This is a genomic window from Cupriavidus metallidurans CH34, from assembly GCF_000196015.1.
GTDB classification, from domain to species: Bacteria; Pseudomonadota; Gammaproteobacteria; order Burkholderiales; family Burkholderiaceae; genus Cupriavidus; species Cupriavidus metallidurans.
This window is the reverse complement of sequence record NC_007974.2, coordinates 87,774-102,384: the sequence shown is the minus strand read 5'-3', so window position 1 is coordinate 102,384 and position 14,611 is coordinate 87,774. Positions and strand designations below refer to the sequence as shown.

Below are 14,611 nucleotides of genomic sequence, written 5' to 3'. Positions count from 1 at the left end.
AAGTGGTCTCCTGAAGGGCTGCCACGGAACTTCAATATAGGCCAGTGCTGCAAATATCACGCCCGGGCAACCGTCCGCACGATTTGTCCCGTTATCAGCTTGTCTCGTCATCCTGTCTTGCCATTGTTACGCCCGGCATCGACAATCGTGGCGATTGCTTCCTTGCTTCATTTCCGCAACGCCCCGCTCTCAGCCGAGATATGCCGCAGTTGGACAACGAATTGGACACCGAACAGACCGAAGACCGCGCCGGAACCGGCAGCACCGAACAGCCTGACCAAACCCGGCCCCTGACTCCCGCCGCCTGGTTCAGCGTCAAGACCGTGTCGTACGTGTTGACCGCCGGGGCCCTGCTGCTGGTGATGCACGCCAACCTGGTGTCCGCCCTGCTCGCCGGCCTGCTGCTCTACTCTCTGGTGGATGTGCTGGCGCCACGGCTGATGCGACTGCATTCGCGCCGCGACGCCATCGCCGTGGCGATCCTGTCCACCATCATCCTGCTGGTGCTGACCGGCAGCATCTGGGCGCTCATCCGTTTTATCAGCGGCGACGGCAATACGCTGGACCGGCTGCTCGACCATTCCGCCGACATCATCGACCGCTCTCGCGCCCAGTTGCCAGCCTGGCTGAGCGACTACCTGCCCAACGGGGTCGACGAACTCGCCACGACCCTGATCTCGGCATTGCGCGAGCACGCGCAGATGGCGCAGCGGCTCGGCGCCGATATCCTGCGCACGCTGGTCCATATCCTCGTCGGCCTCATCATCGGCGCGATGATCGCGCTGTACCGCGCCATTTCCCGCCCGAATCGTCGCCCGCTAGCCCTGGCCCTGGTGGACCGGGCCCGCACGCTGCAGACTGCGTTCTCGCAGTTCATCTTCGCGCAGATCCAGATCTCGCTCGTCAACACAATCCTGACCGCGATCTACCTGCTGGTGCTGCTGCCCCTGTTCCACCAGCACCTGCCGCTCTCCAAGACGCTGGTGGCCATCACGTTTATCGCCGGACTGCTGCCGGTGCTGGGCAACCTGATCTCGAATACGGCCATTGTCATCGCCTCGCTTTCGGTCTCGCTGCCGATCGCGGTGGTGTCGCTGCTGTTCCTGGTGTTGATCCACAAGCTCGAGTACTTCCTCAACGCGCGAATCATCGGCGCGCGTATACACGCCGCCGCATGGGAACTGCTGACAGTGATGCTGGTGATGGAAACGCTCTACGGCATCCCCGGCGTGATCGCGGGACCGATCTTCTATGCCTACGTAAAGCGCGAACTGAGCACGGCCGGGCTTGTGTAGGCGCTCAGCCAAGTGCTTGATTTCATTGCTTTGTCGTACGCAGAAATTGGTACGACCAATATGCGGGAAGACTAGTCGACCTTGCTCCGCACGAAGTCGATGTGCGTCTGCATCGCCGTGCGGGCTTCTTCCGGCCGGCGCGCCAGAATCGCCTCGCAAAGCGTGCGGTGCTGCCGCAGCAGCAGGTCCGACGACTCATCGTCGGCCTCGCGCAGCCCGGTGCCGTTGATCGTGATGTGCTCGCGCAACATGCCAATCACGCTGGTATGCAGATGCAGGAACATCGTGTTGTGCGAAGCCTGCGCGATGGCGTCGTGCAGCTTCGCATCCGCATCGGCCTCGGCGCGCTTGTCATCGGTCATGCGCGAGCGCTCCAGTTCCTTGAGCAGCGCGCGTATACGCTTCAGATCCGCTGCATCGGCACGCAACGCCGCGAAGTAGGCGGTGGCGCCTTCCAGCACCCGGCGGAACTCCAGAATGTCATCGCGCAGCGCCGGGTGATCGGCCACGAGCTGGCCCCAGGGCGAGGCGATGCCCGTGCGCAACTGATCGGTGACGTATACGCCCGCGCCGCGTCGGCTTTGCAGCAGGTTGCGCGCCGCCAGGCGCTGGATCGCCTCGCGGATCGTGTTGCGCGCCACCCCAAACTGCTCCGCCAGAACACGCTCCGCAGGCAGCCGCGTGCCGACGGGCCAGGTGCCGTCCAGCAGCGCGGTCTCCATCCTGCGCATGATGTCTTCCACGCGGTTGCGTGCGTTGCCTGCCCCCATCCCTCATCCCTTGAAATCCGGTCGTTCCGGCAACTGGTCCAACCAATTTGTGCTCCGGCGCGAGAGCGGGAATTATGCGCCCAAAAATGTCGCAGCGCCTTGCCGGGCAGGTTGCGCCGCCATCCGGAGACTGACAAATGGAATCCAGGCAGTACCCCACCACCGCGCCACAGCAGGTGTACCTGTTCGGCACGTGCCTCGTTGATCTCTTCGTTCCGCAGGCCGGTCTGGATGCCGTGCGATTGCTCGAGCGCGAAGGCCTGACCGTTCACTTTCCACGCGGACAAAGCTGCTGCGGCCAGCCGGCGTACAGCAGCGGCAACCCCGAGCAGGCTCGCAAGGTCGCCCGTGCGCAGCTGGACCTGTTCCGGGAACCCTGGCCGATCATCGTGCCGTCCGGCTCGTGCGCCGGCATGATGCGTCATCACTGGCCTACGCTGTTCGCCGACGACCCCAGCGACCCTGACGCCGCTGCACTGGCCCGTGACATTGCCTCCCGCGTCTACGAACTCGCAGAATTCCTGCTCAATGTGCTTCATGTGCGCTTCGACGCCACGCCCGCCGACGCGCCGCACGAGCGCGTGGTGCTGCATACGTCCTGCGCGGCACGCCGGGAAATGGGCACCCGCGCCCACGGCGTGGCGTTGCTGGACGCGCTACCCGGGGTGACACGCGTCGAGCATGAGCACGAGTCCGAATGCTGCGGCTTCGGCGGCACGTTCTCGCTCAAGCACGCCGATATCTCCGGCGCGATGGTGCGCGACAAGGTGGCCTCCGCCTGCGCCACCGGGTGCGACCGACTCGTCTCCGCCGATTGCGGCTGCCTGCTCAATATCGGCCATGCGGCCGCCCACACCGGCGCGCCGCTGCCGGTCGAGCATCTGGCTTCGTTCCTGTGGCGCCGCACTGGAGGTGCCGAATGACGACGATGAGCGCGCGCGAGCGCATGATCGGGCGGCTGCGTGCCGCCGCGCCCGCTTCCGGTGCGACGCTGAGCGGAGACACCCAGAAACTGGACCGGCGGATCGACGACCATTTCGATAGCCGCCGTGGTCAGGCACCATCGATCGACGCGATGGTCGCCTCGATGCAGGCCGCCTTGACTGCCTCCCACGCCGACGTGATCTGCACCGACGCGGCAAGCTGGCCCGCATGGGTCGCGCGGCGGCTGGCGGACGAAGGCGTGCGCCGACTGCTGCTCGACCGCGATCGCCCCGAAGGCGCCGCACTTGCGCGGGCGCTGCCATCCAGCATCGACACCGTAACGTTCGATCGTCCGCTGGAAGCATGGAAAGCGGAACTGTTCGATACCGTCGATGCCGGCTTCACCGTGGCCCGCTCCGGGCTGGCCGCTACCGGCACGCTGGTGCTGGCGCCCGATGCCGGATCGCCACGCACGATGTCGCTGGTGCCGCCCACGCATATCGCACTGGTCTACGCATCGGCGCTGCACCCCGACCTTCATGCCGCCGCGCGAGCCGAGCGCTGGTTGGACGGCATGCCGACCAATCTGGTGATGGTCTCCGGCCCGTCCAAGACCTCTGACATCCAGCAAACGCTGGCCTACGGCGCGCACGGCCCACGCAGGCTGTGGGTCGTGATCGTGACCGACGGAGAAGCCGCGCGATGAGCCAGCAACCCCTGCATTTCGTTCCCACCGAGGACTTTCGCGCCCGCGCGCGCGCCGCGCTCGACGATCCCAAGCTGCGCAAGAGCTTTCGCGGCGCTATGGACTTCCTCCAGCAGAAGCGGGCCGTGCAGTTCCCCGACGGTGACGAACTCGAGCACCTGCGCGACCTCGGCGAAGCCATCCGCCAGCACGCGCTGGCCAATCTGCCCGACCTGCTGGTCGAACTCGAAGGCAATCTGACCGCAGCCGGCGTGCAGGTCCACTGGGCCGAGACCGCCGATGAAGCCAACGCGATCATCCTGCGGATCGCCCAGGGCCACGCCGCCCGGCGCGTGATCAAGGGCAAGTCGATGGCCAGCGAGGAGATGGAACTCAACCATTACCTGGCCGAGCGCGGCATCGACTGCATCGAATCGGACATGGGCGAGTACATCGTCCAGCTGGCCGGCGAGAAGCCATCGCACATCGTGATGCCGGCGATCCACAAGACCAAGGCCGATATCGCGACGCTGTTCGAGCAACACATCCCCGATACGCCGTACACGGAAGACGTGGATGCGCTGATCCAGACCGGCCGCCGCGCGCTGCGCCAGGCGTTCGTCGAGGCCGATATCGGCCTGTCCGGCGTCAACTTCGCGGCGGCGGACACCGGCACGCTGTGGCTGGTGGAGAACGAGGGCAACGGCCGTCTTTCCACCACGGTGCCCGACGTGCATATCGCCGTCATGGGGATGGAGAAGGTGGTGGCGAAGCTGTCGCACATCGTGCCGCTCTCCAGCCTGCTGACGCGTTCCGCGACCGGGCAGCCCATCACCACCTACTTCAACCTGATCTCGAGCCCACGCAAGCCGCATGAGCAGGACGGTCCGCGCGAAGTCCATCTGGTGCTGCTCGACAACGGCCGCAGCCAGGCATACGCCGACGAGCAGCTACGCGCCACGCTGCAGTGCATTCGCTGCGGCGCGTGCATGAACCACTGCCCGGTCTACACGCGCATCGGCGGTCATGCCTACGGCACGACTTATCCGGGACCGATCGGCAAGATCATCTCGCCCCACCTGCTCGGCCTCGACGCCACGGCCGATCTGGCAACGGCATCGAGCCTGTGTGGCGCGTGCGGCGAGGTCTGTCCCGTGCGCATTCCGATTCCGCAGCTGCTGGTGCGATTGCGCACTGAGGCGAACCGCAACCCCGACGAGGCCGTGCCGCACCCGCTCAAGGGCCAAGGCGCGAAGTTCAGTCGCCGCGAGCACCTGGTGTGGCGCTTCTGGAGCGGCGCGTTCGCCCATCCCACCACGTACCGCCTGTTCCGCTGGGCCGCCACGCGGCTGCGAGCGCTGACGCCATCGCGGCAAATGGGCTGGACGCAGCATCGCAAGCCACTGACGCCGGCGCCAAAGAGCCTTTCCGACCTGCTCGACGCACGCAACCAGCCCGAGTAGCGGCATCGCGCGGCATCCCACCAAAAGAACTCAGACAAACCACCAAGGAGACTTCCAGATGCAACCCTGGACCCAGATCTATACGCCGCTGGGCAGCCTCTGGCTGTCCGCGCTCGCGGCGGCGATACCCATCCTGTTTTTCTTCGTCGCACTCGCGGTACTGCGCATGAAGGGCCATGTGGCGGCGGCCGTCACGCTGGCACTGGCGCTGGCTGTGGCGATCTTCGCGTACGGGATGCCCGCGCAGCAGGCATTTGCCGCGGCCGGCTTCGGCTTTGCCTATGGCCTGTGGCCAATCGCGTGGATCATCGTCACCGCGGTGTTCCTCTACAAGATCGTGGTCAAGACCGGGCAGTTCGACGTCATCCGCGCGTCGGTGCTGTCGATCACCGATGACCAGCGCCTGCAGATGCTGCTGATCGGCTTTGCCTTCGGGGCGTTCCTGGAAGGTGCGGCGGGCTTCGGCGCACCGGTGGCGATTACCGCCGCGCTGCTGGTCGGGCTCGGGTTCAACCCGCTCTATGCGGCCGGGCTCTGCCTGATCGCGAACACCGCGCCGGTGGCGTTTGGCGCGATGGGCATTCCGATCATCGTGGCCGGACAGGTCACGGGCATCGACCCGATGCATATCGGCGCGATGGCGGGCCGCCAATTGCCGCTGCTGTCGCTGGCCGTGCCGTTCTGGCTGGTGTTCATGATGGATGGCGCCAAGGGCGTGCGCGAGACCTGGCCCGCTGCGCTGGTCGTCGGTGGCAGCTTCGCCGTCACGCAGTACTTCACGTCGAACCACATCGGGCCCGAGCTGCCGGACATCACGTCGGCACTGGTCAGTCTGATCTCGCTCGCCGCGTTCCTGCGTGTGTGGCAACCGCGCTCGGCATCGCAAGCGGCTGGTGGCACGGTTGCGGCCGGCGGCACTGTGGCGATGGCCGGGTTCGGTGGCGGTATGGGTGCGCCCGCGAGCCGCAAAGCATCGCCCTACACGTTCGGCCAGACCGTGCGCGCATGGGCGCCGTTCGGCATCCTGACCGCCATCGTCACGGTCTGGAGCCTGGCACCGTTCAAGGCACTGTTCGCCGGCAACGGCGCGCTGGCGGGAACGGTACTGAAGTTCAAGGTGCCGATGCTCGACCAGCTCGTGATCAAGAGCGCCCCGATCGTGGCATCGCCCAAGCCCTATGAGGCCGTGCTGAAGCTCGACCTGCTGTCGGCCGTCGGTACCGCGATCCTGCTGACCGCCATCATCTCGGCAGTGCTGCTGCGCATGAAGCCGAGCGATGCCATCACCACCTTCAAGGAAACGCTGCTGGAACTGCGCCGCCCGATCGCCTCGATCGGTCTGGTACTGGCGTTCGCGTTCGTCGCCAACTACTCCGGTATGTCATCGACGCTGGCGCTGCTGCTGGCCGGAACCGGCGCGGCGTTCCCGTTCTTCTCGCCGCTGCTGGGCTGGCTGGGGGTGTTCCTGACCGGCTCGGATACGTCGTCGAACGCGCTGTTCTGCTCGCTGCAGCATACGACCGCGCATCAGATCGGCGTATCGGACACGCTGCTGGTGGCCGCCAACACCACGGGCGGCGTGACCGGCAAGATGATCTCGCCGCAATCGATCGCGGTGGCTTGCGCGGCGACGGGTCTGGTCGGCAAGGAGTCAGAACTGTTCCGCTTCACCGTGAAGCACAGCCTGCTGTTCGCGGCGATCGTGGGTGTGATCACGATGATCCAGGCGTACTGGCTGACGGGGATGATTCCGGGGTAGGAAGCGGTGAGGGTGTTTTTGCCCCCCCTCTCCCGCCGGGAGAGGGGGGCGCATACCAACGGTTGGCACCCAACTCAATCGTTCGCCGCCTCGCGCGGCAGGAACTGGTTGCCTTCGGTCAGCGGTGCATACCGGTACGTCGCCGGCGTGCGGCTCAGTTTGACCGGAGCGCCCAGGCCCTTGTAACCGCCGGGCATCTCCACCACCATCTCGCGATGGGCGGTATGCGGATGCGTCAGTGCATCGGGCACCGACAACACCGGTGCGCACGGTACACCGGCCGCAGACAGTTCGTCGGCCAGCGCCTTGCCGTCCCACGTGGCCAGCTTCGATTCCAGCGTGCCCTTCAATTGCGCCCGATTGACCGAGCGCGCGCCTGCCGTTGCAAAGCGTTCGTCGTCGGCCAGCTCCGCCACGCCGAGGTACTCGCACAGGATGCGGAATTGCCGGTCGTTACCGACGGCAAGGAAGATCGGATCGGTCGCGGTGGCCACCGTGTCGTACGGGTAGATGTTCGGATGCGCGTTACCGGTGCGCCCGGGCGTCTTGCCACTCATGAACCAGTTGGCCGCATGGGGATGCAGCAGCGACAGGCCCGAGTCATATAGCGCCGATTCCACGAACTGCCCACGGCCGCTGCGTTCGCGCTCCTGCAATGCCAGCAGCACGCCCAGCGCGGCGTTCAGACCAGTGACCATGTCCACCACGGGCAAACCAACGCGCAGCGGTTCTCGGTCGGCCTCGCCGTTGATGCTCATGATGCCGGCCATCGCCTGGATCGCCGCGTCATAACCCGGCAGTCCACCCAGCGGACCATCGGCGCCGAAGCCCGACACGCGGCAATGCACGAGCCGGGGGAAGCGCTGCGACAGCACATCGAAACCAAGGCCCCATTTCTCGAGCGTGCCGGTCTTGAAGTTCTCGATCAGCACGTCGGCATCGGCCAGCAGCGTCAGCAAGACTTCGCGGTCGGTGTCGGCCGTCAGGTCCAGCTTCATGATGCGCTTGTTGCGATTGAGGCCGAAGTAGTACGACGCCACGCCATCGCGGAACGGCGGCCCCCAGGTGCGTGTGTCATCGCCCTGCGGAGGCTCGATCTTGAGTACGTCCGCGCCGTGATCGCCGAGGATCTGGCCGCAAAGCGGGCCGCCCAGAATGCGCGACAGATCGACTACGCGAATGCCTGCCAGCGCGCCGGGTGTGAGTGGCGTCATGTCTCCTCCTGTTCTTGTCATGATCAGTCGAGCTGCGCGCCCGACTTCTGCACCACGGAACGCCATTTGCCGACTTCCGACTTCACGAAGCCACCAAGCTGCTCTGGCGTGGTGGCCGGCGCGAACTCCAGCCCCTGTGCCAGCAGCGTCTTGCGCACGTCTGGCTGTGCCAACGCATCGGCAAATGCGTGATTGAGCTTGCGGATGACTTCCGGTGGCGTACCTGCAGGTGCTACCACTCCGAAGAATACCGAAACATCGAAGCCGGCAACACCCTGTTCCGCCACGGTGGGCACATCGGGCAATGCCTGCGAACGCCCTTTCGTGGTCACCCCGAGCGCACGCACCTTGCCGCTCTTGATGAACGGCAGCGCGGTCAGCACATCGGTGAACGTCATGCTGACCTGCCCACCCAGCAGATCATTGAGCGCCGGGCCGGTGCCCTTGTATGGCACATGCTGGAAGTCGGTGCCGGCCAGGTTGTTGAACAGCACGCCGGCCAGGTGCGACGATGCGCCATTGCCCGACGACGCATAGGACAGCTTGCCCGGATGCGCCTTGCTGTACGCGATCAGCTCTTGCACGTTCTTCGCGGGCACGCTCGGATTTACCACCAGCGCATTGGGCAGTTGGCCGATCTGGATCACCGGCGCGAAGCTCTTGACCGGGTCGTAGTTGATCTTGCGATACAGGCTGACGTTGATGGCCAGCGGCGCCGACGTGCCGAACATCAGCGTGTAGCCATCGGGCTCGGCACGCGCGACGACTTCCGCGCCGATATTGCCGCCCGCACCCGCGCGGTTCTCCACGACCACTGGCTGGCCAAGGCTGTTCTTCAACGCAGCGGCCAGCGTGCGGGCCATCGCGTCGGTGGGTCCGCCGGGCGGATAGGTCACCACCAGCATGATGGGCTTGCTCGGGAATTCCTTCTGCGCGAAGGCCGGCGTGGTGGTAAGCGTGAACGTGCAGGCGACCAACGAGGTCAGCGCGGCAAGGGCCGCGCGGCGGTGCCATTGGGGCATGATGTGTTGTCTCCGGTAAAGCTTTTTATGTTTGGAATGCGCGCCGCGGGCGCGCGAGGTGCGCCGTTGCGGGCGCACCGTACTGCCTGGGTGTTCTCTGGGTGAGCCGTCAGAACACGTTGATCTGGTCCACGGGCCCCGCCGCGCGCACCACGCCATCGGCGGGCGGCTCCACGGTTTCGGCCAGCCACTCGGGCTCGACGCCGCCGCCGAGCGGATCCTGCGGCAGCACGCGATGCACCAGCACCAACTGCGCCAGCCGCATCCGGCGAACCGAACCGATCTGGCCGGCTTCCCATGCCATGGCGACGGCACTGGTCACGTGATACAGCGCGGAAGCCGCCTGACGCGCCAGCACGTCGCCATCGGCCCCGGCTTCTGCCGCACGGGTCGCCAGCGCGACGGTGTTGGCCAGGGCCAGATCGAACGTGGCGCGCGCGGTGGCGTGCATCGGCGTATCGCCAAGCAGCGCCTGCAGGTGTGCCTGCAACACGGGCAGCGAGCCCTCGCGGCGAATTGCGCGCAGCACGTCGAGTGCGACGATATTGCTCGTGCCTTCCCAGATCGAACCGAGATGCGCGTCGCGCACGAGGCGCGGGTCGCTCCATTCCTCGATGTAGCCGCAGCCGCCGCGGATCTCCATCGCATCACCCGTGACCTTGCGTGCGTCTCGGCAGGCGCGGAACTTGATCAGCGGTGTCAGGATGCGCATCAGCGGATAGGCGTCGGCATCGCCCGCGTCGGCACGGCGCAGGGCTTCGGCAGTCTGGAACACCATCGTGCGCGCCTGCTCCGTGGGCAGCGTCAGCTTCAGCAACTGGCGACGCATCAGCGGCATGTCCGCCAGGCGCTTGCCGAACGCGCGGCGCTCGCGGGCGATGAACTGGCCCTCGGTCAACGCCCGGCGCATCAGGCCGGCCGCGCGCACGCCGTTGGACAGGCGCGAGTTGTTGATCATGTCGGCCATCTGCACGAAACCACGGCCCAGTTCGCCAACCATGTAGGCGTGCGCGCCCTCCAGCCGGATCTCGCCGCTAGCCATCGAGCGTGTGCCGAGCTTGTCCTTGAGACGGATGATGCGGAAGTGGTTGGCGCTGCCATCCGCCAGCGTGCGCGGCAACAGGAACAGCGAGACGCCCTTGATACCGGCAACGGCCGAACCGTCGGCTTCCTCCACCCGCGCCAACACCATCGCCAGCGCGGCATCGGGATTCGAGCAGAACCACTTGTCGCCCACCAGACGCCAGCCACCCTCGGCGTTGCCGTCGCGAATCGCACGGGTGGTCGTGGCGGCGACGTCAGAGCCTGCCCCCTGTTCGGTCATGAACATCGCGCCCTGGTAAAGGTCGTCGAACACCTGCGTGGTCAGGTTCGGCAGGAAGCGGTCGACCAGCGCCGGATCGCCGAACTTGCGCAGCGTGCGCGTCAGCGAATCGGTCATCGACAGCGGGCAGCACAGGCCGAATTCGGCCTGCACGAACAGGTAGGTCAGTGCGTACTTCGCGGCAGGGGGCATTGGCTTGTCCCAGCCGAGCACGCCGCCGCGATGCGACGCCGCAGCCAGCCCGAATTCCGAGAACGCCACGCGCTCCAGTTCCACGTAGGACGGATGCTTATGGATGCGCTGGGCATCCAGGCCGGTGCGGATGCGGTGCGACAGCGTGGGCGGCGCGTGATCGGCCTCGTTGGCCAGTTCGTCGAGCACGCCGCCGGCCAGCGCGCCCATGCGCTCGAGGTGCGGCAGCAGGTGGTTGAACAGGTCAGCAGGCAGGTAGAGCGGCAGCAGCGCGCGCAGGTCCGGATCGGCCGTGAACAGACTCGCGCCATGGCGATCTGGCACCGGATGCGCGGCAACTTCGGGGTACGCGGTGGTGGACGCGGCTGGGCGCGCGGCGCTGGTCGGCATGAATCGTCTCCTGGAAGTCCCCGTCCTGGACACGATGCCTGTCGGGCGGCTGTCGGGCGGGATGGTTTGCGTCCATTATTCAAACCCCAACGATTCGTGTCTAATTCTAAAATTGGCTCGATCAATACAAATTTTGTATCGCCATGGAATTCCGACATCTGCGCTACTTCCTTGTGCTCGCCGAGGAACTTCATTTCGGGCGCGCCGCACGGCGACTGTCGATTTCGCAGCCGCCGCTATCGCTCAATATCCAGCAACTCGAAGCCTCGGTCGGCGCCCGGCTGTTCGAGCGTGACAGCCGTGGCGTGCGCCTGACCGCGGCCGGACGCGCGTTTCGGGAATCGGCCATGGCACTACTGGCGCAGGCCGAGGAAGCCCGGCTACTGGCGCGGGAGATCGAGGCCGGCGCGGTGGGACGGCTGCGGGTCGGCTTCGTGGGGTCGATGCTCTATCGTGGGCTGCCCCAGCGCCTGAAGGAGTTCCAGGCGCGCTATCCCGGCATCCACGTGGCCCTGACAGAGCTGAACTCACAAGAGCAGATTGATGCACTTTTGCACGGTGAACTCGATGCGGGCTTTGTCCACACCAGCCGCGTGCCGGATGAGCTGGCCACCACGCTGGCGCACCGCGAACCGTTCGTCTGCTGCATGCCAGCCAAGCATCCGCTTGGCCAACAGAATACGGTAGCGCTCACTGACTTACGCGGCGAGCCATTCGTCCTGTTCTCCCGCAAGGCGTCGCCCGACTACTACAGCCGCATTTTCGATATGTGCGCCGCGCACGGCTTCTATCCCCAGATTCGCCATGAGGTGCGGCACTGGCTGTCCGTGGTGTCGTTGGTGTCACAGGGGATGGGGATTGCCGTGGTGCCAGCTGCGATGGCACGCTCCGGCATGGCAGGCGCCGCGTTTCGGCCACTTGCGGATGCGACCGTGCCTTCGGAGGTGTATTGCGTGTGGAAGCAGGCGCCGGATCACCCGGCACGCGACCATTTCGTCGAAATGGTCAGGCTGGCCGCCAGCGTGGCCGACATCTAGACACTCGGCAAGAAGGCGCCAGGAATACGCCAAAAGAAGAAGCCACTGGCCGAAGCCAGTGGCTTGAGAAGTACGCGTGGAACGGGGTGTTCAGCGTGCTTGCAGCTTAGCCCCGAGGCGACTTCGCAACCAATACCGCAATTGTGTTATTCGGAACATAAGGGGGGTTTACCGGGGGCAAATCGTCGTCGATTTCCCAATATGCGATGCGCGGTAAACCACCGTCAAAGCGCCAAACGGCTACGAATGCTATACAATCGAGAACGATTTCTATTTACGTAGCCGGCAGGTTCCGAGCCTGCCGCGCGGCGCTGATCGCGCCCCTGGACTGGAAGCATATGCGGTTGTCTGAACTGCCCCGGCGCACTGCCGCCGTTGTGAAATCCGTGGATGACGAATTCACGCATGATCCCATTGCGCGCCGTCTGCGCGACCTGGGCTTCGTGCCCGGCGAGACCGTGCAGATCATCGCGTTCGGACCGTTCGGCAAGGATCCGCTCGTTGCCCAGGTTGGCTACTCGCGATTCGCGTTGCGCCGCTCGGAAGCCGCCCGCATCACCGTGGAAGTGGCCAGCGCCACCGTGACCAGCATCGCGCCAGCCGGCGAAACCGAAGCGCCGCCATCGCAGCGCATCGCGTAACCGGCCTGCCTCTTCGCACTCACATGTCAGTCGCACAGAATCCCACCGCCGCCCTGCGCATTGCGCTGGTAGGCAATCCCAACTGCGGCAAGACCGCACTGTTCAATCGTCTCACCGGCAGCCGCCAGAAGGTGGCCAACTACGCGGGCGTCACCGTCGAACGCAAGGAAGGCCAGTTTGTGTCTCCGGGCGGGCGCACGGTTCGCATCCTCGACCTGCCGGGCGCCTACAGCCTGGACTCCGCCAGCCTGGATGAAGCCATCACGCGCGAGGTCTGCCTGGGCCAGCGCCCGGGCGAGACACGCCCGGACCTGATCGTGTCCGTGGTGGCCGCCACCAATCTGCGCCTGCACCTGCGCTTCGTGCTGGAACTGCGCCGCCTTGGGGTGCCGATGGTGGTGGTGCTGAACATGAGCGATGCCGCCGAACGGCGCGGCATCAAGATCGATCGCGAAGCGCTGTCGCGTGAACTTGGCGTGCCAGTGGTGCAAACCGTCGCGGTCAAGCACGATGGCGCTGCATCGCTGATCAAGCTGTTCGACGACACGCTGCCACCGGCGCCACAGGCCCAGCCGCTCGATAGCGTGTCGGAGCTCGATACGCACGCCGAGGTCAAGCGGCTGCTCGACGTCGCCGTCAATATGCCCACGCGCACCGCGCAGTTCGAGGACAAGCTCGACGTCGTGGTGCTGCACCCGGTTTTCGGCCTGGCGATTCTGGCGGTGTTGCTGTTCTTCATGTTCCAGGCCGTGTTCTCGTGGGCCACGCCGTTGATGGACGGCATCGAGGCCGGCGTGCACTGGTTCGGCGAGCTGGTCGGCACGACGATGCCCGACGGGATGCTCAAGAGCCTGATCGTGGACGGCATCATCGCGGGCGTTGGCAGCGTGATCGTGTTCCTGCCGCAGATCCTGTTCCTGTTCCTGTTTATCCTGACGCTCGAGGAATCGGGCTACCTGCCGCGCGCGGCGTTTCTGCTTGACCGCCTGATGATGAGCGCGGGCCTGTCCGGCCGCTCGTTCATTCCCCTGCTCTCCAGCTTCGCCTGCGCGATTCCGGGGATCATGGCCACGCGCACGATCCAGGACCCGCGCGACCGGCTGACGACCATTCTCGTGGCGCCGCTGATGACCTGCTCGGCACGCCTGCCTGTCTACGCGCTGCTGATCGCCGCATTCATCCCGGAACGCACGGTGGCCGGATTGTTCAACCTGCAGGGCCTGGTGCTCTTCGTGCTCTACGTGGCCGGCATCGTCAGCGCGCTGCTGGTGGCATACGTGCTCAAGTGGTTCCGCCGCGACCACACCGAGCATCCGCTGCTGATGGAATTGCCGGCGTATCGCGTGCCGAATCCGCGCGACATCGCCATTGGCCTGTGGGAACGCGCCCGCATCTTCCTGTCACGTGTCGGCCGCGTGATCCTGACGATGACGGTGCTGCTGTGGTTCCTGGCGACGTTCCCGTCACCGCCCGAAGGCGCCACCATGCCCGCGATCGACTATAGCTTTGCGGGGATGATCGGGCGCGCGCTCGAACATGTCTTCGCCCCGATCGGCTTTAACTGGCAGATCTGTATCGCCCTGGTGCCCGGCATGGCTGCCCGCGAAGTCGCCGTGGGCGCGCTGGGTACGGTCTACGCGCTGTCCGGCAGCGACGACGCCGTGGCCACGCAGCTCGCACCGATGATTGCCGCTCAGTGGCCGCTGGCCACCGCGCTGTCGCTGCTGGCGTGGTACGTCTTCGCGCCGCAGTGCATCTCCACGCTCGCCGTGATCCGTCGCGAAACCAACTCCTGGAAGGTGATGGCCGCCTCCGTCGCCTACCTGGGCGGGCTGGCCTACCTCGCGTCGTTCATCACGTACCGCGTGGCGTTGATGTTCAGTTGAACGGGCACA

The 14,611-nt window shown here is 65.8% G+C and carries 12 protein-coding genes; 8 read left to right on the top strand and 4 right to left on the bottom strand.

Annotated elements, in window-relative coordinates; all coding sequences use genetic code 11:
- Positions 1 to 200: 200 nt before the first annotated feature.
- Positions 201 to 1,295: an AI-2E family transporter gene (locus tag RMET_RS18590; RefSeq protein WP_011518108.1), complete on the top strand. Its 1,095-nt coding sequence runs from the start codon at positions 201 to 203 to the stop codon at positions 1,293 to 1,295.
- A 71-nt stretch (positions 1,296 to 1,366) separates the two neighbouring features.
- On the opposite strand, the gene RMET_RS18585 is transcribed toward RMET_RS18590, so the two are convergent.
- Entirely contained in the window at positions 1,367 to 2,065 is a 699-nt protein-coding gene (locus RMET_RS18585) for a FadR/GntR family transcriptional regulator (protein WP_011518107.1), read from the bottom strand.
- Positions 2,066 to 2,202: 137 nt separating this feature from the next.
- Here RMET_RS18585 and RMET_RS18580 point away from each other — a divergent pair, with 137 nt between their 5' ends.
- Genes RMET_RS18580 through RMET_RS18565 form a run of 4 tightly spaced genes read left to right on the top strand, consistent with a single transcriptional unit; the run spans position 2,203 to position 6,896 of the window.
- Positions 2,203 to 2,988, top strand: a complete 786-nt coding sequence (locus RMET_RS18580) for a (Fe-S)-binding protein (RefSeq protein WP_011518106.1) — start codon at positions 2,203 to 2,205, stop codon at positions 2,986 to 2,988.
- The gene (locus tag RMET_RS18575; protein ID WP_011518105.1) at positions 2,985 to 3,695 is read left to right on the top strand and encodes a LutC/YkgG family protein; all 711 of its coding nucleotides are present in this window, start codon (positions 2,985 to 2,987) and stop codon (positions 3,693 to 3,695) included. Before RMET_RS18580 ends, RMET_RS18575 begins: the two co-directional genes overlap by 4 nt.
- Complete coding sequence (locus RMET_RS18570) at positions 3,692 to 5,137, top strand: LutB/LldF family L-lactate oxidation iron-sulfur protein (protein WP_011518104.1); 1,446 nt, start codon at positions 3,692 to 3,694, stop codon at positions 5,135 to 5,137. Before RMET_RS18575 ends, RMET_RS18570 begins: the two co-directional genes overlap by 4 nt.
- Before the next feature lie 58 nt (positions 5,138 to 5,195).
- Positions 5,196 to 6,896 carry a lactate permease LctP family transporter gene (locus tag RMET_RS18565; protein WP_008646178.1) on the top strand — a complete coding sequence of 567 codons (1,701 nt, stop codon included), beginning with the start codon at positions 5,196 to 5,198 and terminating at the stop codon, positions 6,894 to 6,896.
- 74 nt (positions 6,897 to 6,970) lie between these two features.
- Here RMET_RS18565 and RMET_RS18560 read toward each other — a convergent pair whose 3' ends face one another.
- From RMET_RS18560 to RMET_RS18550, 3 genes are all read right to left on the bottom strand, one after another.
- Positions 6,971 to 8,110: a CaiB/BaiF CoA transferase family protein gene (locus RMET_RS18560; protein WP_011518103.1), complete on the bottom strand. Its 1,140-nt coding sequence runs from the start codon at positions 8,108 to 8,110 to the stop codon at positions 6,971 to 6,973.
- Between the two features lie 23 nt (positions 8,111 to 8,133).
- Positions 8,134 to 9,132, bottom strand: coding sequence for a Bug family tripartite tricarboxylate transporter substrate binding protein (locus RMET_RS18555; RefSeq protein WP_029309838.1), 999 nt, complete (start codon positions 9,130 to 9,132; stop codon positions 8,134 to 8,136).
- Positions 9,133 to 9,241: 109 nt separating this feature from the next.
- Entirely contained in the window at positions 9,242 to 11,038 is a 1,797-nt protein-coding gene (locus tag RMET_RS18550; RefSeq protein ID WP_011518101.1) for an acyl-CoA dehydrogenase family protein, read from the bottom strand.
- 143 nt (positions 11,039 to 11,181) lie between these two features.
- Here RMET_RS18550 and RMET_RS18545 point away from each other — a divergent pair, with 143 nt between their 5' ends.
- The 3 genes from RMET_RS18545 (at position 11,182) to feoB (ending at position 14,602) form a co-directional block, all read left to right on the top strand.
- The gene (locus RMET_RS18545) at positions 11,182 to 12,075 is read left to right on the top strand and encodes a LysR substrate-binding domain-containing protein (RefSeq protein ID WP_011518100.1); all 894 of its coding nucleotides are present in this window, start codon (positions 11,182 to 11,184) and stop codon (positions 12,073 to 12,075) included.
- 338 nt (positions 12,076 to 12,413) lie between these two features.
- Entirely contained in the window at positions 12,414 to 12,716 is a 303-nt protein-coding gene (locus RMET_RS18540) for a FeoA family protein (RefSeq protein ID WP_011518099.1), read from the top strand.
- 23 nt (positions 12,717 to 12,739) lie between these two features.
- Positions 12,740 to 14,602, top strand: coding sequence for a ferrous iron transport protein B (gene feoB / locus RMET_RS18535; RefSeq protein ID WP_011518098.1), 1,863 nt, complete (start codon positions 12,740 to 12,742; stop codon positions 14,600 to 14,602).
- Positions 14,603 to 14,611 lie beyond the last annotated feature (9 nt).